This window comes from Rhodobaculum claviforme, from assembly GCF_016653255.1.
Taxonomy (GTDB): Bacteria; Pseudomonadota; Alphaproteobacteria; order Rhodobacterales; family Rhodobacteraceae; genus Rhodobaculum; species Rhodobaculum claviforme.
Window position 1 is genome coordinate 19,027 of the sequence record NZ_NHSD01000294.1, and the last position, 17,974, is coordinate 37,000.

Below are 17,974 nucleotides of genomic sequence, written 5' to 3' on the forward strand. Positions count from 1 at the left end.
CACGCGGCTGTGCGCAGGCCCTGGCGACGGGGGCGCGCCGCGCTAGATCGCACGCGATGGAACCCATGACACAGACCCCCGTTACCGTCCTTTACAACGGCGACTGCCCGATCTGCGGCCGCGAGATCGAGGCCTACCGCCGCCGCGCCGAACGCCTGGGCGCGCCGCTGGCGTTCGAGGACCTCAACCACGCGGATCTGTCCGACTGGGGCCTGGAGCCGGAGGCGGCGCGCCGCCGGTTGCATGTGCGCGAGGACGGCCGCGTGCTGGCGGGGGTGCCCGCATTCGTGGCCCTGTGGCGGCGCTTGCCGGGGATGGTGTGGCTGGCGCGCCTCGTCAGCCTGCCGGGCGTGGCGTGGCTGGCGGCGGGTGTCTATGAACATATCCTTGCGCCTGCGCTGCACGCGCTGGACCGGCGTCGGCGGCGCAGCTGCGCCACCGGCCTGCGCTGAGGCGCGAGGTTTCCCTTCCGTGGGCCGGGTCCTTGCGCTAGCCTGTGGTGCATGTTCACCATCGAGCACGATTTCGACGCCACCGTCATCACCCTGATGGACGAAGGGCCCGCGCCCGCCCTCCAGGAGGATGTCACCGTCAACGCCTTCGAGGATTGCGTGACGGTGGAGCAGTACGACCCGCGCGAGGATCGCCTTGTGCGCATCACCTTGTCGATGGCGCAGCTGCGCGATCTGGGGGCGGCGCTGAACCTGCCCGAGGGGATGTACCGGCTGCGCGCGGGACCACCCGACAGCGCGCGCTAGGGCCGCCCTGTCCTGCCCCCCGGCGAGACCCGCGGCATGCGGATGGTGCTGCCTGGCGCACAGCGGCGCCATTGCCGGACCGACCCTGGCCCGATGGGCGGCTTACAGCGCCCGCATGCCGCCGGGTGTGTCCAGATCCGCCGTCATCGCGGGGTGCTCGGCCGCCTCCACCGCCACCCGCGGGTCCTCGAGGATCGCCGCGAGCGCATCGCGCAGCGCATCGGACCGTGGATGCGCCAGCCGCAGCCGTTGCAACCGCGCCCCCGCATCCGCAAGGCGCGGGGCGGGATGCGCGTCGGTCTGCCATTCGATCAGCGCGGGAAACAGGTTGTCGAACGGCAGCCGCCCGTCCTGCGGCACCGCCATCCGCCAGCGCAGGTCGGCGCGGGCGAAATCGCGCGGCACGCCGCTGCCCGGCGGCGCCACGGCCAGCGCGGCCTCCAGGTCCGGCACACGCACCACCCAAGTGCGCAGCGCCGGCGGCCCCTCGCGGCGGTCGAGGTCGAACCAGCGCGGATGGTCCGGGCCGGGGGCGTCGGGGTCGATGGCGATGACCTCCAGGTACGCCTGATCGCCCAGCGACAGCAGGCGGTTGTGCGTGCCCATCAGCGGGTGCTGCCCGCCGGGCGACAGGCCCAGCCGGGTGCGGGCGGTGAACCAGTCGGCCCCCTCGTCGAGGGTGGCCGCGGCGATGACCAGATGGTCCAGCGTGCCGGGTGCGCGGTGTGTCATTGTGCCTCCCGCCCGGCGCGGGCCGTGCCGATCAGACGCAGGATGTCGCGGGCCGCGTCGGGGATGTTGGTGCCGGGGCCGAAGATCGCCTTGACGCCCGCGTCGCGCAGGAAGGCATAGTCCTGCTGCGGGATCACCCCGCCGCAGATCACCAGGATATCCCCCGCGCCCTGGTCGCGCAGCGCCTGCACGAGCTTCGGCGCCAGCGTGCGGTGCCCGGCGGCCTGGCTGGAGATGCCGACGACATGCACGTCGTTGTCGATGGCGTCCTGGGCGGCCTCCTCGGGGGTCTGGAACAGCGGGCCCACATCGACGTCGAAGCCGATGTCGGCAAAGGCGGTGGCGATGACCTTGGCGCCGCGGTCGTGGCCGTCCTGGCCCATCTTGACCACCAGCATCCGGGGGCGGCGGCCCTCGGCCTCGGCGAAGTCCTCGACCTCCTTCTGGATGGCGGCGAAGCCGTCGTCGCCCTCATAGGCGGCGCCATAGACACCGGCCAGCGTCTTCACCTCGGCGCGGTGGCGGCCGAAGACCTGCTCCATCGCGGCGCTGATCTCACCCACGGAGGCGCGGGCGCGGGCGGCCTCCACGGCGGCCTCCAGCAGGTTGCCGCCCTCGGTCGCGCGGCGGGTGACCTCGGCCAGCGCCGCGTCGCAGGCGGCCTGGTCGCGGGCGGCGCGGATGCGCTCCAGCCGGGCGATCTGGCTGGCGCGGACCTTGTCGTTGTCGATGTCGAAGATGTCGATCGGGTCTTCCTTGTCCTTGCGGTATTTGTTGACCCCCACGATGACCTCGTCGCCGCGGTCGATGTCGGCCTGGCGGCGCGCGGCGGTCTCCTCGATGCGCAGCTTGGGCATGCCGGAGGCGACGGCCTTGGTCATGCCGCCCATCGCCTCGACCTCCTCCATCAGCGCCCAGGCGGCCTCGGCGATGTCATGGGTCAGCTTCTCGACGTAGTAGGAGCCCGCCAGCGGATCGACGACCTTGGTCACGCCGGTCTCCTCCTGCAGCACCAGCTGGGTGTTGCGCGCGATGCGAGCGGCGAACTCGGTCGGCAGGGCGATGGCCTCGTCCAGCGCGTTGGTGTGCAGCGACTGGGTGCCGCCGAGGACCGCCGACAGCGCCTCGTAGGCCGTGCGGATCACGTTGTTGTAGGGGTCCTGCTCGGCCAGGCTGACGCCGCTCGTCTGGCAATGGGTGCGCAGCATCGAGGATTTCACGTCCCTCGGGCCGAACTCCTCCATCACCCGCGACCACAACAGGCGCGCGGCGCGCAGCTTGGCGATCTCCATGAAGAAATTGGTGCCGATGGCGAAGAAGAACGACAGACGGGGCGCGAAGCTGTCCACGTCCATGCCGCGTCCGATGGCGGTGCGGACATATTCGCGCCCGTCGGCCAGGGTGAACGCCAGCTCCTGCACCAGGTTCGCGCCCGCCTCCTGCATGTGGTAGCCGGAGATGGAGATGGAGTTGAAGCGCGGCATGTGCGCGGCGGTGTATTCGATGATGTCGGCCACGATCCGCATCGAGGGCTCGGGCGGATAGATGTAGGTGTTGCGGACCATGAACTCCTTCAGGATGTCGTTCTGGATGGTCCCCGACAGCCTGGCACGGTCCACGCCCTGTTCTTCGCCCGCGACGATGAAGTTCGCCAGCACCGGGATCACCGCGCCGTTCATGGTCATGGAGACGGAGATCTCGCCCAGCGGGATGCCGTCGAACAGAAGCTTCATGTCCTCCACCGAATCGATGGCGACGCCGGCCTTGCCCACGTCGCCCTCCACCCGGGGATGATCGCTGTCATAGCCGCGGTGGGTCGCCAGATCGAAGGCCACCGACACGCCCTGCTGCCCGCCCGCCAGCGCCTTGCGATAGAAGGCGTTGGATTCCTCGGCCGTCGAGAACCCCGCGTATTGCCGGATCGTCCAGGGCCGGCCCGCGTACATCGTGGCCTTCACCCCGCGCGTATAGGGCGCAAAACCGGGCAGGGTGCCCATGTGCGGCAATCCCTCCACGTCCTGCGCGGTATAGAGCGGCTTGACCGGGATCCCCTCCAGCGTGTCCCAACGCAGGCTCTCGGGGTCGCGGCCCTTCAGTTCCTTGCGGGCCAGTGCGGCCCAGTCGTCGGTGCCTTGGGTCATGGCCGGAGCCCTCCTCTGTGCGGTGAGGGGTCGCCCCCCATCCGTTGTGTTTTTCGCCGTGCGCCGCCTATATACAACCCCACAGGAGGCGCCATGAAACTGCTACCGATCCTTGCAACGGCCTTTTTTCTGCCCGCCGCCGCGCTGGCACAGGGCTCGGCCCAGGCTGCCGATGGCGCGTCGCCCACCGAGGCGCTGCCAACCGAAACCCCATCCCCCGAAACGCTGCCCCCCGAGACGCGATCCACCGAGATGCAGCCCACCGAGACGCTGCCCGACGACGTGGCCTCCGAGGCCGTGATGGAGGAGGTCGACGGCCTTCTGGTGATCGATGGGGCACAGGCGGACATCGACAGCTTTCTGTGGCAACGCAGACTGCTGCTGATCTTTGCCAACACGCCGGCCGACCCGGCCTTCCAGCAGCAGCTTCAGGCGCTGCTGGAGCGTGCGCAGGAATTCGTGGACCGCGACGTCGTCGTGATCACCGACACCGATCCCGACGCGCGCAGCTCCGCGCGCCAGCGGCTGCGCCCGCGCGGCTTCATGGTCGCGATCATCGACAAGGACGGCGAGATCAAGCAGCGCCGCCCCGCGCCCCGCTCCGCTCGCGAGATCATGGCCGTGATCGACCGCTTTCCGCTGCGTCGGCAGGAAATGCTGGAGAACCGCCCCTCGGGACGTGACTGACAGGCGGCGGCGCGGTCGGCCGTGCGGCCGCTGGTGGGCAGATCGGCCATATCGATGGGGGGTGGCGGGCGCGATGCGGCGTCCGCCGATCGCGGAGGCGCACCCGCCTTGCCCGGTCCGCAACCGCAGCATCCTACCGGCCGCCGCCGGGGGTTGCGCCATGGCGGCCCATGGTGGTGCGCAGACGTGCGGCGACGCCCGTCACCGGCGCCCCGGCATTGCACGGAACCCCGGCGCGCCGCCACACCGGGCGGCCGGGCAACCGGCAGGGCCGAAAGCCCCGACGGGCCGACGGTGGGCATCAGTCGAACTCCATGATGATCTCGTCCACCGCGAGGCTGCTGCCGACGCTGGCGCGGATCGTGCCGACGGTGCCGCGGCGTTCGGCGCGCAGGATGTTTTCCATCTTCATCGCCTCCACCGTCGCCAGCGCCTGGCCCTCGAACACCTCGGCGCCCTCCTCCACATGCAGCGCGACAACCAGGCCGGGCATGGGGCACAGCAGGTACTTCGACATGTCGGCGGGGATCTTTTCGGGCATCAGGGCCTGAAGCTCGGCGTGGCGGGGGCTGAGCACCCGCACCTTCAGCTCCGCCCCGCGCAGCCGCAGCCGGAACCCGCCCGAGATCTTGCCCACCTTCATCACCAGCGGCGTGTCGTCCACCGTCAGCCGCGCCAGGCGGTCGCCCGGCGTCCAGTCCGAGGCCACCCGCAGCGTCGCGCCATCGTCGAAGGTGACGCTCGCGCCGCTGCGATCGGCCGCGACGGTGACGGCGAACCGCTCTCCCTGCGCCAGCACCACCCAGGCATCGCCCACGCGGCGCTCGTGGTTGTCCATCCGCCCCGAGATGCGCGCCCGGCGCACCTCGGCCACGCGGTGCATGGCGACCGATGCGGCCACCACCCGGCGCAACAGCCGCGCATCCAGCGTCACGCCGTCAAAGCCCTCGGGGAATTCCTCGGCGATGAAGGCGGTGGTGATGGCGCCCGACACGAAGCGGTCGTGGTCCATCACCGCCGACAGGAAGGGCAGGTTGTGGCCGATCCCCTCCAGCTCGAACGCATCGAGCGCCACGCGCATCTCCTCGATGGCGCGGGTGCGGTCGGGGGCCCAGGTGCACAGCTTGGCGATCATCGGGTCGTAGAACATGGAGATCTCGCCGCCCTCGGTCACGCCGGTGTCGTTGCGCACGACGGCCGTGTCGGAACAGACCTCGGCCGGGGGGCGGTAGCGCGTCAGCCGACCGGTGGAGGGCAGGAAGTTGCGGTACGGATCCTCGGCATAGATGCGGCTTTCCATCGCCCAGCCGTTCAGCCGCACATCCTCCTGGCGGATCGACAGCGTCTCGCCGGCGGCGACGCGGATCATCTGCTCCACCAGGTCGATGCCGGTGATGAGTTCGGTCACCGGGTGTTCGACCTGAAGCCGGGTGTTCATCTCGAGGAAGTAGAAGTTCCGCTCGCCGTCGACGATGAACTCCACCGTCCCGGCCGAGGTGTAGCCCACCGCCTGCGCCAGCGCGCAGGCCTGTGCGCCCATCGCCGCGCGGGTGTCGGCGTCCAGAAACGGCGAGGGCGCCTCCTCGATCACCTTCTGGTTGCGACGCTGGATGGAGCATTCCCGCTCGCCCAGGTGGATGGTGTTGCCGTGGGCATCGGCCAGAACCTGGATCTCGATGTGGCGGGGCTGGGTGACGAACTTCTCGATGAAGATGCGGTCGTCGCCGAAGCTGCTGGCGGCCTCGTTCTTCGACGACTGGAAGCCCTCGCGCGCCTCCGCGTCATTCCAGGCGATGCGCATGCCCTTGCCACCGCCGCCCGCCGACGCCTTGATCATCACCGGATAGCCGATCTGGTTGGCGATGCGCACCGCCTCCTCGGCGTCGCCGATCAGGCCCATGTAGCCCGGCACGGTGGACACGCCCGCCTCGGCCGCGAGCTTCTTGGAGGTGATCTTGTCGCCCATCGCCTCGATCGCGCCCTGCGGCGGGCCGATGAAGGCCACGCCCTCGGCCGCCAGCGCGGCGGCAAAGCGGGGGTTTTCCGACAGGAAGCCATAGCCGGGGTGCACGGCCTCGGCGCCGGTGTCGCGGATCGCCTGCACGATGCGGTCGATCACCAGATAGGACTGCGCGGCGGGCGCGGGGCCGATGTGGACCACCTCGTCGGCCATCTGGACATGCAGCGCCTTGCGGTCGGCGTCCGAGGCCACCGCCACCGTCGCGATTCCCATGCGCCGTGCGGTCTTGATGACCCGGCAGGCGATCTCGCCCCGGTTCGCGATCAGGATCTTCTTGAACATCGGACCTCCCGAGTTGTGGTGGCGCGGGCGCGCATGAAAACGCCGCCCCCGATGGGGGCGGCGCAGGATGGAACAGCCGGGCCGGTCGCGTCAGCGGCGGCACGCCCCGGGGTTGAGCTGGCAGAACGCGACGTTGCCGCCGGCCCCGACGAGGCCACCGGCCACCGGATCGCCACCGGCGACGGCCGCGACACCGACACCGGCCGCGCCGCCGAACAGGGCCTGTTCGCCGATGTTGTCGCCGCAGCCGGCCAGAAGAAGGGCCGCCGCCGCGACGCCTGCGAGGGAAAGGATGCGCATGTCTCTGATCCGCCTTTCTGTATGGGAACGAGCGTGTTCGTCCACCCATGGCAGAGGCGGGGGGCGGCTGCAAAACCAACTCCGCGTGATCCGCGCGGGTCGGCGGAGGGATGCCGATGCGCGCGGATCACGCCTCGTCCCCGTCGAACAGCTCGGGAAAGGACTGCGCGGCGGCCTCCAGATCGACGCGCAGAAGCGCGTCGTAGCTGGCGGGATCGAACGGGTCCTCGGCCGCGACGACCTCGCGGTCCAGAAGCCATCCGAGGCGCCCGGCATCGAGGTTGCCCCGTTCGAACGGCGCATCGCCGAAATGTTCGATCAGCGCCCCAAGGAACGCCGCATCCGCGCGCCGATCGGCCGGGCGCCGGTCGGCGTGGCGCGCGCGGGCCACGATCGGGGTGACGCCGCGGGGATTGGCGCGGCGGATGGTGAACTGGAAATCCGTCCCCGGCAGGCGGCCGGGAAAGCCGCGGTGCTTCAGCATGGCCGGGCCGCGCGGGCGTGCGGGGGGTGGTCGGGGGTCATCAGTATTCTTCCCACAGGCATTCGCCGTCTTCGGGGCGATAGGCTTCGAAAAATTGCGCGACATCAGGCGTCTGCGCGCCGAACTCCACGGCCTCGGCGGCCAGGGACACGACGATCAGCTCCGCTCCGGCGGCGTCGGCCCAGGGCAGGCCCAGCGTTTCGCACAGATGGACCATGTCCCACTCCACCAGATCAAATCCGTATTCGCCCGGCGCCGACCCGATCCGGGGTGCGATGAACCGCAGCCGCAGCCACAGCGCGCCGTCGGCCTGTTCCTCCCAGAACGCCTCCTGCAGGGTGACGGGCTGGCGCGAGGGCACCTCCAGCAGCCCGTCGGGCAGCCCGCCCTCGGCCTGGGCCACCGCCCGGCCCGCCAACAGGCACACCACCAGCGCGATGGCGGGGACGGTGCGGCGCGGCGGGGCAGAGGGCTGCAACGGTCGGCCTCAGAGCGGAATGTTGTCGTGCTTCTTCCACGGGTTCGAGAGTTTCTTGTTGCGCAGGCTCGCGAAGGCCCGGCACACCCGACGGCGGGTGGACTGGGGCATGATCACCTCGTCGATGAACCCATGCTCGGCGGCGACGAAGGGGTTGGCGAAGCGGTCCTCGTAGTCGCTGGTGCGCGCCGCGATCTTGTCCGCGTCGTCCAGCTCCGAGCGGTACAGGATCTCCACCGCGCCCTTGGCCCCCATCACCGCGATCTCCGAGGTGGGCCAGGCATAGTTGAAATCGCCCCGCAGATGCTTGGACGCCATCACCACATACGCCCCGCCATAGGCCTTGCGGGTGATGACGGTGACCTTCGGGACCGTCGCCTCGCCATAGGCGAACAGGAGCTTCGCGCCGTGCTTGATGATGCCGTCGTATTCCTGCGCGGTGCCGGGCAGGAAGCCGGGCACATCCACCAGCGTCAGGATCGGGATCTCGAAGGCGTCGCAGAACCGCACGAAGCGGGCGGCCTTGCGGGCGCTGTCGATGTCCAGACAGCCCGCGAGCACCATCGGCTGGTTCGCGACCACACCGACGGTCGACCCCTCCAGCCTAATGAATCCGGTGATGATGTTGCGCGCAAACCCTTCCTGGATCTCGAAGAAATCGCCCTCGTCGGCGATCTTCAGGATCAGCTCCTTCATGTCATAGGGCTGGTTGGGGTTGTCGGGCACCAGCGTGTCCAGGCTCGGCTCCACCCGCGCGGGGTCGTCGAAGAACGGGCGCACCGGGGGCTTCTCGCGGTTCGACGCGGGCAGGAAGTCGATCAGGCGGCGGGTCTCGGCCAGCAGTTCCAGATCATCCTCGAACGCCGCATCGGCCACGGAGGATTTGGTGGTATGGGTGTGCGCGCCGCCGAGTTCTTCGGCCGTCACGACTTCGTTGGTGACCGTCTTGACCACGTCGGGGCCGGTCACGAACATGTAGGAGCTGTCGCGCACCATGAAGATGAAGTCCGTCATCGCGGGCGAATAGACCGCGCCGCCCGCGCACGGCCCCATGATGAGGGAGATCTGCGGCACCACGCCGGAGCCCAGGATGTTGCGCTGGAACACCTCGGCATAGCCCGCAAGGCTCATCACACCCTCCTGGATGCGCGCGCCGCCCGAGTCGTTGATGCCGATGATGGGGGCGCCGTTCTGGATCGCCATGTCCATGATCTTGCAGATCTTGTTGGCGTGCGTCTCCGACAGCGAGCCGCCGAACACCGTGAAGTCCTGGCTGAACACATAGACCAGTCGGCCATTCACCGTGCCCCAGCCGGTGACCACCCCGTCGCCCCAGGGGCGGCTGTCGTCCATGCCGAAATCGGTGCAGCGGTGCGCGACGAAGGTGTCGAACTCCTCGAACGAGCCGTCGTCCAGCAGAAGCTCCACCCGCTCGCGCGCGGACAGCTTGCCCTTGGCGTGCTGGGCTGCGATGCGGCGTTCGCCGCCGCCCATGCGTGCGGCCGCGCGCCGGTCGGCCAGCTCCTGCAGGATGTCGTGCATGCGGTTCCCCCTCCCAGGCGGCTGTCATCGGTGTGTCACGGCGCACCCTAGCGTCCCGCGCGCGGGGGGCAAAGCGGTTTCCGGATAATTTGCATATCCTTGCATCGTCCGGCATGGATAATTGCGAAGCCGCAAAGCCACGCTGCGATGCGGCGCAACTGGGGCGTGGACATTCCCCGCGCGCGGGCCTACCGATTCCGAATGCAAGCCCCTCCGAAGGTTCGGTTTCTGGACCGGACAACCCCGCCGCACCTGGTTACGCTGGTCCTCCTGTCGGGGGTGTCGGCGCTGGCGATGAACATCTTCCTGCCGTCGCTGCCGAACATGACGGCGTGGTTCGACACCGATTACCGGCTGATGCAGCTGTCGGTGTCGCTGTATCTGCTGGTCAACGCGGTGCTGCAGATCTTCATCGGGCCGATCTCGGACCGGTACGGGCGCCGGCCGGTGCTGCTCGGTGCGCTGGTGATCTTTTTGCTCGCCACGCTGGGCACGCTGATGGCCACCACGGTGGAGATGTTCCTGCTGTTCCGCATGGGGCAGGCGGTGGTGGTGGCCGGCATCGTGCTGAGCCGCGCGGTCGTGCGCGACATGGTGGACGAGGCGCGCTCGGCCTCCATGATCGGCTATGTCACCATGGGCATGGCGCTGGTGCCGATGGTCGGCCCCATGGCCGGCGGCCTGCTGGACGAGGCGTTCGGCTGGCAGGCGTCGTTCCTTCTGCTGCTGGCCTGCGGGGTGGCGATCCTGGGCCTCGCGTTCTTCGATCTGGGCGAGACCGCGCGCTCGCGCCCCGCCAGCCTGCGCGCGCAGTTCGTCGAATACCCCGAATTGCTGACGGCGCGCCGGTTCTGGGGCTATTGCGCGGCGGCGGGGTTTGCGTCGGGGGCGTTCTTTGCGTTCCTGGGCGGCGCGCCGTATGTCGGCACGCAGGTCTATGGGCTGTCGCCCTCGGGGCTGGGGCTGTATTTCGGCGCACCGGCGCTGGGCTATGCGATCGGCAACTTCGTGTCGGGTCGGTTTTCGGTGCGCATGGGGATCAACCGCATGGTGCTGTGGGGCTGCGTCATCAGCCTGTTCGGGCTGACGATCCTGACCGCGCTGACGCTTTCCGGCCTCGACCGGGCGGAGGTGTTCTTCGGGTTTTTCGTCTTCGTGGCGCTTGGCAACGGGATGTCGCTGCCCAACGCGACCGCGGGCATGCTGTCGGTGCGCCCGCGTCTGGCGGGCACGGCGGCGGGTCTGGGCGGTGCGATCACCATCGGGCTGGGGGCTGCGCTGTCGGCGCTGGCGGGTGCGTTGCTGATCGAGGGGCGCGGGGCCTTGCCGCTGGTTCTGATCATGTGGAGCACGGCGATCCTCGCGCTCATCTCCATCCGCTATGTCATCGCGCGCGAGCGGCGGCTTTACGGCTTCGGCGGGCAGGGCTAGGGTTTGCAAAACCCATCCTGCAAACACCGGGAGGCGCCATGGCCACCGCCAAGCTCTATGCCGGCGCCAAGCTGCGCGAGGTGCGCGGGCGCCTCGGCCTGACGCAGAAGACCTTTGCCGCCAAGCTGGGCGTGTCGCTGCCCTACCTCAACCAGATGGAGAACAACCACCGGCCCGTGTCGGCCACCGTGGTGCTGGCGCTGGCGCAGGAGTTCGGCTTTGACGTGACCGAGCTGTCCTCGGGCGACGCCGAGCGTCTGGTCAGCGACATGCGCGAGGCGCTGGCCGATCCGGTGCTGGCCGAGGCCGCGCCCCCCATGGCCGACCTGCGGCTGGCGGCCTCCAACGCGCCCGCCCTTGCGCGGGCGTTTCTCGATCTGCACCGCGCGTATCGGCAAAGCCACGAGCGGCTGGCGTCGCTGGACGAGGCGCTGGGGCGCACCGACGGCGCGCTGCGCCCCTCGCCGTGGGAGGAGGTGCGCGATTTCTTCCACTATTGCGACAACTACATCGACGCCGTGGACCGCGCGGCCGAGGCCTTCGCCGGCGACGGGGATGTGGTCGAGACCGCCCGCGCCGCGCTGTCGGCCGAAGGGGTCACGATCGTCGATGCCGACACCGCCAGCCTGCGCCGTTACGATCCCGCCACCCGCCGCCTGACGCTGGCGCAGCATGCAAGCCCGGCCACGCGGCGGTTCCAGCTGCTGCACCAGACCGCGCTGTTGCTGCGCGCGCCGCTGCTGGAGGCGACGCTGGACCACGCCCGCCTGCAATCGCCCGAGGCCCGCGCCATCGCCCGCGTGGGGCTTGCGAACTATTTTGCGGGGGCGGCGCTGATGCCCTACGGGCGGTTTCTGGGCGCCGCGCGGGCCTGTCGGCACGACCTGGAGCGGCTATCGGACCTGTTCACCGCCTCGCTGGAGCAGGTCGCGCACAGGCTGGTCACGCTGCAACGCCCCGGCGCGCGCGGGGTGCCGTTCTTTTTCGTCCGCGTCGATCAGGCCGGCACCATCACCAAGCGCCATTCGGCCACGCGGCTGCAATTCGCCCGCTTTGGCGGCGCCTGCCCGCTGTGGTGCGTGCATCGCGCCTTCGAGACGCCGGGGCGCTTCCTGCGGCAACTCGCGGAAACCCCCGACGGTGTGCGCTACCTGTGCCTGGCGCGCGACGTCTCCAAGCCCGGCGGCGGGTTTCACGCGCCGGTGCGCCGCTTTGCATTGGGGCTGGGCTGCGAGGTCGCGCACGCGGGCGCGCTGGTCTATGCCGATGATCTGGACGTGGGGCGTCCGGCGGCGTTCGAACCCATCGGCATCTCCTGCCGGATCTGCGAACGCCGCGACTGTCACCAGCGGTCGGTTCCGCCGCTGGAGGGGCGGCTGCGCGTCGATCCCGACCGACGCGACATCCTGCCCTATGACATCGGGGTCTGAGTGTCCTCAGCCCGCCGCCATCTCGGATCGGACCTGCTGGCGCAGGAAGTCGATCGGGATCGCCCGCCCCTCACGCTTGAAGTGCCAGTAGGTCCAGCCGTTGCACGAGGGCGCGCCTTCCAGCGCGGCGCCCACCTGATGGATCGAGCCGCGATGCTCGGCGGTGATGAGCGAGCCGTCGGCGCGCACCTTCGCCGCCGCCCCGCGCGGCGAGGTCAGCACCTCGCCCGGGCGCAGCATGCCGCGTTCGACCAGCACGCCAAAGGCGACGCGGGGCTCCGCCCGCTTCGATCCCGTCACCTCCAGCGCGTCACTGTCGAGCCGGACGGTGCGGTCGATGCGCGCGCGCGCGCGCGCGGCGTGGGCGGGGTCGGCCTCGATCCCGATGAAGTCGCGGCCCAGCCGCTTGGCCACCGCCCCGGTGGTGCCGGTGCCGAAGAACGGGTCGAGCACCACATCGCCGGGCTTGGTCGTGCCCACGATTACCCGGTGCAGCAGCGCCTCGGGCTTCTGCGTCGGGTGGGCCTTGTCGCCGTTCTCGTCCTTCAGCCGCTCGTGCCCGGTGCACAGCGGGATCACCCAGTCCGAGCGCATCTGCGTCCCCTCGTTGAGGGTCTTCAGCGCCTCGTAGTTGAAGGTGTAGCGCGCCTTGTCGCTGCGCGCGGCCCAGATCAGCGTCTCGTGCGCGTTGGTCAGCCGCTTGCCGCGGAAGTTCGGCATCGGGTTGGACTTGCGCCACACCACGTCATTGAGGATCCAGAACCCCGCATCCTGCAACGCAGCCCCCAGCCGGAAGACGTTGTGATAGCTGCCGATCACCCAGATCGCGCCATTGGGCTTCAGCACGCGCCGCGCCTGCGCCAGCCACTTGCGGGTAAAGGCGTCATAGGCCTCGAAGCTGGCGAAGCGGTCCCAGTCGGCATCGACCGCGTCCACGCGGCTGTTGTCGGGCCGGTGCAGATCGCCCCGCAGTTGCAGGTTGTAGGGCGGGTCGGCGAACACCAGATCGACCGAGGCGGCCGGCAGTGCCGCCATCGCCTCGATGCAATCGCCCGTGAGGATTTGGTTGCGCAGCCCTGCGCCCGCTTCGATCTTGCCCATGCCCGGTGCCTCTTGTGTGTTTGACCGGACAGTGCGCCAAAAGTGATTCGGCGTCAATTCTCTTGTGAATCAGTGTGTTGAAAATGATTCGGCACACAAGATATTGCGGATGGGCGCAAAGGAACGGCGATGGTGTGGGGTCACCCCCAGCCTGTGCAAGGCTTTTCTGTGCTCCAGCGTGGGATAGCCCGCGTTGCGCTCCCACCCGTAGCCCGGATGCGCGGCGGCAAGATCGGCCATGATCGCGTCGCGCCGTACCTTGGCCACGATGGAGGCCGCCGCGATCGACAAGGACCGCGCGTCGCCCTTGACCACGGCCAGCGCGGGGCAGGGCAGGGCGGCCGGCAGCCGGTTGCCGTCGACCAGCGCAAGGTCCGGTCGCAGGGCCTCCAGCGCGCGGCGCATCGCCAGGAACCCGGCCTGGAGGATGTTGAACGCCTCGATTTCGGCCACGGTCGCCAGCGCCCACGCCACCTCGGCGCGATCCTCCAGCGCGGCGGCGAGCCGTTCGCGCGCACCCCGCCCGAGCGTCTTGGAATCCCGCAGCCCCTCGGGGATGTCGCGCGGGTCGAGGATCACCGCCGCGGCCACCACGGGCCCGGCCAGCGGGCCGCGCCCGACCTCGTCCACGCCGGCGATGCGGCCGAGGCCCTGGGCCATCGCGGCGGTTTCGCGGGTGAAATCCGGGACGGGGTGGGCCATCGCCTCAGCCGTCGTGGTCGGCGGGCAGGGCGGCGACATCGGCCCGGGCGCCGTGGGCGCCACGCTCGCGGTAGGGGGTGATGCCGTAATGCGCCCGGTAGCATTTGGAGAAATGCGACGGGCTGGTGAAGCCGCAGGCGATGGCCACGTTGATGACGCTCATGTCGGTCTGCATCAGCAGGTTGCGCGCGCGTTGCAGGCGCATCTCCATGTAGTACCGCTTGGGGCTGCGGCCCAGATACCGCCGTGCGAGGCGCTCCAGCTGCCGGGTCGACAGGCCGACGGTGGCGGCCAGGTCGGCGGGGCTGATCGGCTCCTCGATGTTGGCCTCCATGATGCGCACCACCTGCGCAAGCTTGGGATGGCGCACGCCGATGCGGGTGGGGATCGACAGCCGCTGGGTGTCCTGGTCGGTGCGGATGGCGGCATAGATCAGCTGGTCGGCGACGGCCGAGGCCGTGCCCTCGCCATGGTCGCGCGCGATCAGCGCCAGCATCAGGTCGATGGCCGACGTCCCCCCCGCCGCCGACAGCCGGTTGCCATCCACCACGAACACGGACTTCGTCAGCGTGACGTCCTCGAACTCCTCGGCGAAGCTGTCGTGGTTTTCCCAGTGGATGGTGGCGCGGCGCCCCTCCAGCAGGCCCGCGCGCGCCAGCGCATGGCTGCCGGTGCACATGCCCCCCAGGGTGGGGCCATGGCGCGCCACCCGCCGCAGCCAGTTCACCACCGCCCGCGTCGTCGCCGCCTGCACATCCAGCCCGCCGATCGCCAGCACCACGTCGTCGCGGTCCACCTCCAGCTCGCCCGCCTCCAGCCCGTGGTCGAGGCGGAACTCCGTCCCGGTGGAGGCGCGCGCGACCGTGCCGCCTTCGCCCACCAGCACCCAGGCATAGGCGGGCTGGCCCAGCATCCGGTTGGCGATGCGCAGCGCCTCCATCGCGGCCGCCAGCGCCAGCATCGAGAAGCGGTCGAGCAGCAGCAGCACGAAGCGGCGGCGCGGCGCGGGGGTGGCGCGCGCCGCGGGGCGGTGGGGCAGGGCCGGAACGGTCTGGGCGGGCATCTCGGGGTCTTTCGCGACTGACCCGAGCCAATCAGGAAAGCCGTTGCGTATCAATAGCCGAAAGCCGCCCGGCGGCGATGGTCAGGGCAGCACCTGCAACCACACCCACGCCGTCAGCAGCGACGCCGCCGTCGCCAGCAGCACCGCCGAGGCCGCGACCCGCATCGCGCGCCCGTACATGCTGGAAAAGATATAGACGTTCACCCCCGGCGCCATCGCCGCCGTCAGCACCGCCGAGCGCAGCTGCCCCTCGTCCAGCGCCAGCGCCGTGGCCAGCGTCCACGTCACCGCCGGATGCAGTCCCAGCGAGACCACACAGATCATCCCCACCAGCCGCAGGTCCCCGTCGGGCCGGTAGCGGTGCAGCACCCCCCCCAGCCCGAACAGCGCCGCCGGCAGCGCCGCGGCCACCATGAACGCCAGCGCCTGGTCCACCACCCCGGGGATCGGCACGCGGCCCAGGTTGACGACGAAGCCCAGCGCGATGCCGATCATCAGCCCGTTGCGCGCCATCGACCCCACGACCCGCCCCACGGTCGACACCACGCCCCGGCCGCGGTTGCGCACCCCCTCCATCACGGTGATGCCCACCAGATAGCAGAACGGCGCATGCAGCGCGATGATGGCAAAGTTCGGCGCCAGCGCGCCCGCGCCATAGGCCCGCTCGGTGATCGGCAGGCCCAGCAGCACCGAGTTGGAGAACAGGCAGCAGAACCCCACCACCACCGCGTCCTCCCACGACCGGCCGAACAGCCAGCGCGCCCCCAGAAGCCCCGCCAGGAACCCCGTCACCGCGCCGGCATAGAACGCCGCCAGCAACTCCAGCCGGAACACCGCGCCCAGGTCCAGCGTCGCAATGGCCGAGAACAGCAGGCACGGGATCGCGAAGTTCTGCGTGAACTGCACCAGCCCGTCCACGCCGCTGTCGGAAAACAGCCCCAGCCGCACCGCGCCGTAGCCGAAGCCGATGACCAGAAACACCGGCAGGATCACCTCCAGCAGCGCCTGCACGGGGTCTAGTCCTCGAAGGTCAGGGTCATCCCGTCATGGGCGGGGGTGACATGCGCCGGGGTTTCGGCCGCCAGCATGGCATAGTCGAGGTCGTTGTGCATGTTCGTCAGCACCGCGCGGCGCGGGCGGGCGCGGTCGATCCACTGCAGCGTCAGCGCCAGATGCGCGTGGGTGGGATGGGGCTTGCGGCGCAGCGCGTCCACCACCCAGGTGTCGAGGCCCTCCAGCAGCGGCCAGCTGTCCTCGGGGATCTCCACCGCGTCCGGAAGATACGCCAGCGGCCCGATGCGAAAGCCCAGCGCGTCGATGTGGCCGTGGCGCGCGCGCAGCGGGCGCAGGGTGATCGGGCCGCCCTCGCCGGTGATCGTGATGTCCCCCGCGATGGTGTGCATGTCCAGGATCGGCGGATAGGGCGAGCCCTCGGGCTGGTGGAACACATACCCGAAGCGCTCCAGCAGCGCGGCCTGCGTCTCGGGATCGGCCCAGACCGCCAGCCGCTTGCGGGTGTTGAAGACGATCTGGCGCAGGTCGTCGATGCCGTTGGTGTGGTCGGCGTGCGCATGGGTCCACACCACCGCATCCAGCCGGCCCACGCCCGCCTCCAGCAGCTGGTCGCGCATGTCCGGCGCGGTGTCGATCAGCACCTGCGTGCGGCCCGCGTCCCCGATCCGCTCCACCAGCAGCGAACAGCGGCGCCGACGGTTGCGCGGGTCGGCGGGGTCGCATTCGCCCCAGTTGTCGCCCAGCCGGGGTACGCCCCCGGACGACCCGCAGCCCAGAATGGTAAAGTGCAGCTGCGCCATCAGGCGGCCTGCCGCCAGCGGGCGGCCTTGGCGAACAGCCGGTCGAAGTTCGCGCTGGTGGCGCGGGCAAAGGATTCAAGGTCGAGGCCGAACACCTCGGCCCCCACGCGGGCGGTGTGGGCGGTGTAGGCGGGCTCGTTGCGCCGCCCGCGATGGGGGGGCGGCGCGAGGTAGGGCGCGTCGGTCTCCAGCAGGATGCGCTCCAGCGGCGCGGCGGCAAAGATCTCCCGCAGGCTGGTGCTCTTGGGGAACGCGGCGATCCCCGACATCGACAGGTAGAACCCCAGATCGAGCGCCGCCCGCGCAAGCTCCGGCCCCGAGGAGAAGCAGTGCATCACACAGCCGAACGCCCCCGCGCGGTGTTCGTCCGTCAGGATGCGGGCCATGTCGGCATCGGCGTCGCGGGCGTGAATGATCAGCGGAAGACCCGTTTCGCGCGCGGCGGCGATGTGGACACGCAGGCTCTGGCGCTGCACCTCGGCGCTGTCAGAGGTGTAGTGGTAGTCGAGGCCGGTCTCGCCGATCCCCACCATCTTGGGATGACGCGCCAGGGCGACCAGATCGTCGACGGTGGCCATCGGCTCGTCCGCGACACTCATGGGGTGGGTGCCGGCGGCATAGAACACCGACGGGTGCGCCTCGGCGATGGCGCGCACGGCGGGTTCGGTGCGCAGCCGGGTCGCGATGGTCAGCATGCGCGTGACACCGGCGGCGTGGGCGCGTGCGATCACCGCGTCCAGCTCCCCGCCGAAGTCGGGGAAGTCGAGGTGGCAGTGGCTGTCGACGATCTCGGGCGGGGCGCTCATGGCGTCCTTTCGGGGTCGGAGGTGTCGGGCGCCTCAGGCGTGGCGTGCGGCGACGATTTCGATCTCCCGCACCATATCGAGCAGCAGTCCGGCGGGGTCAAGGTTGACCGCCAGCCCCGCGCGCACCCGCGCGCCCAGCCGGGCCTGCGCCTCGGCCCAGTCACGGGCGGCGGCGGGGGTGGGGGCCAGGCGGGCGCACAGCG

At 70.2% G+C, this 17,974-nt stretch carries 18 protein-coding genes; 5 read left to right on the forward strand and 13 right to left on the reverse strand.

What is annotated here, in order from left to right:
- Positions 1-65: 65 nt before the first annotated feature.
- Together CCR87_RS12970 and CCR87_RS12975 are read left to right on the forward strand one after the other, a co-directional pair.
- Positions 66-452 carry a thiol-disulfide oxidoreductase DCC family protein gene (locus tag CCR87_RS12970; RefSeq protein ID WP_201157950.1) on the forward strand — a complete coding sequence of 129 codons (387 nt, stop codon included), beginning with the start codon at positions 66-68 and terminating at the stop codon, positions 450-452.
- 51 nt (positions 453-503) lie between these two features.
- Positions 504-758 carry a hypothetical protein gene (locus tag CCR87_RS12975; RefSeq protein ID WP_201157951.1) on the forward strand — a complete coding sequence of 85 codons (255 nt, stop codon included), beginning with the start codon at positions 504-506 and terminating at the stop codon, positions 756-758.
- Between the two features lie 102 nt (positions 759-860).
- On the opposite strand, the gene CCR87_RS12980 is transcribed toward CCR87_RS12975, so the two are convergent.
- A complete protein-coding gene (locus tag CCR87_RS12980; RefSeq protein WP_201157952.1) occupies positions 861-1,490 on the reverse strand; it encodes a VOC family protein in 630 nt (209 codons plus the stop codon).
- Positions 1,487-3,631 carry a methylmalonyl-CoA mutase gene (gene scpA / locus CCR87_RS12985; RefSeq protein WP_201157953.1) on the reverse strand — a complete coding sequence of 715 codons (2,145 nt, stop codon included), beginning with the start codon at positions 3,629-3,631 and terminating at the stop codon, positions 1,487-1,489. Before scpA ends, CCR87_RS12980 begins: the two co-directional genes overlap by 4 nt.
- Positions 3,632-3,724: 93 nt before the next feature.
- Here scpA and CCR87_RS12990 point away from each other — a divergent pair, with 93 nt between their 5' ends.
- A complete protein-coding gene (locus tag CCR87_RS12990) occupies positions 3,725-4,318 on the forward strand; it encodes a DUF4174 domain-containing protein (RefSeq protein ID WP_201157954.1) in 594 nt (197 codons plus the stop codon).
- 301 nt (positions 4,319-4,619) lie between these two features.
- Here CCR87_RS12990 and CCR87_RS12995 read toward each other — a convergent pair whose 3' ends face one another.
- The 5 genes from CCR87_RS12995 to CCR87_RS13015 form a co-directional block, all read right to left on the reverse strand.
- Complete coding sequence (locus CCR87_RS12995) at positions 4,620-6,620, reverse strand: acetyl-CoA carboxylase biotin carboxylase subunit (RefSeq protein ID WP_201157955.1); 2,001 nt, start codon at positions 6,618-6,620, stop codon at positions 4,620-4,622.
- A gap of 90 nt (positions 6,621-6,710) precedes the next feature.
- Positions 6,711-6,920 carry a hypothetical protein gene (locus tag CCR87_RS13000; RefSeq protein WP_201157956.1) on the reverse strand — a complete coding sequence of 70 codons (210 nt, stop codon included), beginning with the start codon at positions 6,918-6,920 and terminating at the stop codon, positions 6,711-6,713.
- Between the two features lie 127 nt (positions 6,921-7,047).
- Positions 7,048-7,404: a hypothetical protein gene (locus tag CCR87_RS13005; RefSeq protein WP_201157957.1), complete on the reverse strand. Its 357-nt coding sequence runs from the start codon at positions 7,402-7,404 to the stop codon at positions 7,048-7,050.
- Between the two features lie 40 nt (positions 7,405-7,444).
- The gene (locus CCR87_RS13010; RefSeq protein ID WP_201157958.1) at positions 7,445-7,882 is read right to left on the reverse strand and encodes a DUF6497 family protein; all 438 of its coding nucleotides are present in this window, start codon (positions 7,880-7,882) and stop codon (positions 7,445-7,447) included.
- Between the two features lie 9 nt (positions 7,883-7,891).
- Positions 7,892-9,424 carry an acyl-CoA carboxylase subunit beta gene (locus CCR87_RS13015; RefSeq protein WP_201157959.1) on the reverse strand — a complete coding sequence of 511 codons (1,533 nt, stop codon included), beginning with the start codon at positions 9,422-9,424 and terminating at the stop codon, positions 7,892-7,894.
- Positions 9,425-9,625: 201 nt separating this feature from the next.
- On the opposite strand from CCR87_RS13015, the gene CCR87_RS13020 reads away from it, so the two are divergent.
- Together CCR87_RS13020 and CCR87_RS13025 are read left to right on the forward strand one after the other, a co-directional pair.
- Complete coding sequence (locus CCR87_RS13020) at positions 9,626-10,855, forward strand: multidrug effflux MFS transporter (protein WP_201157960.1); 1,230 nt, start codon at positions 9,626-9,628, stop codon at positions 10,853-10,855.
- A 38-nt stretch (positions 10,856-10,893) separates the two neighbouring features.
- The gene (locus CCR87_RS13025; RefSeq protein ID WP_201157961.1) at positions 10,894-12,285 is read left to right on the forward strand and encodes a helix-turn-helix domain-containing protein; all 1,392 of its coding nucleotides are present in this window, start codon (positions 10,894-10,896) and stop codon (positions 12,283-12,285) included.
- 6 nt (positions 12,286-12,291) lie between these two features.
- Here CCR87_RS13025 and CCR87_RS13030 read toward each other — a convergent pair whose 3' ends face one another.
- The 6 genes from CCR87_RS13030 to CCR87_RS13055 form a co-directional block, all read right to left on the reverse strand.
- Positions 12,292-13,386 carry a site-specific DNA-methyltransferase gene (locus CCR87_RS13030; RefSeq protein ID WP_201157962.1) on the reverse strand — a complete coding sequence of 365 codons (1,095 nt, stop codon included), beginning with the start codon at positions 13,384-13,386 and terminating at the stop codon, positions 12,292-12,294.
- Positions 13,387-13,455: 69 nt separating this feature from the next.
- Positions 13,456-14,088, reverse strand: a complete 633-nt coding sequence (locus CCR87_RS13035; protein WP_242512004.1) for a ribonuclease HII — start codon at positions 14,086-14,088, stop codon at positions 13,456-13,458.
- 4 nt (positions 14,089-14,092) lie between these two features.
- Complete coding sequence (locus tag CCR87_RS13040; protein WP_201157963.1) at positions 14,093-15,151, reverse strand: GlxA family transcriptional regulator; 1,059 nt, start codon at positions 15,149-15,151, stop codon at positions 14,093-14,095.
- Between the two features lie 81 nt (positions 15,152-15,232).
- Positions 15,233-16,162 carry an AEC family transporter gene (locus tag CCR87_RS13045; protein WP_201157964.1) on the reverse strand — a complete coding sequence of 310 codons (930 nt, stop codon included), beginning with the start codon at positions 16,160-16,162 and terminating at the stop codon, positions 15,233-15,235.
- A 5-nt stretch (positions 16,163-16,167) separates the two neighbouring features.
- Complete coding sequence (locus CCR87_RS13050) at positions 16,168-16,965, reverse strand: MBL fold metallo-hydrolase (protein WP_201157965.1); 798 nt, start codon at positions 16,963-16,965, stop codon at positions 16,168-16,170.
- Positions 16,965-17,771 (reverse strand): TatD family hydrolase, encoded by an 807-nt coding sequence (locus CCR87_RS13055; RefSeq protein ID WP_201157966.1) that lies wholly within the window; start codon positions 17,769-17,771, stop codon positions 16,965-16,967. The genes CCR87_RS13050 and CCR87_RS13055 overlap by 1 nt, the downstream gene beginning before the upstream one ends.
- Positions 17,772-17,974: the final 203 nt, after the last annotated feature.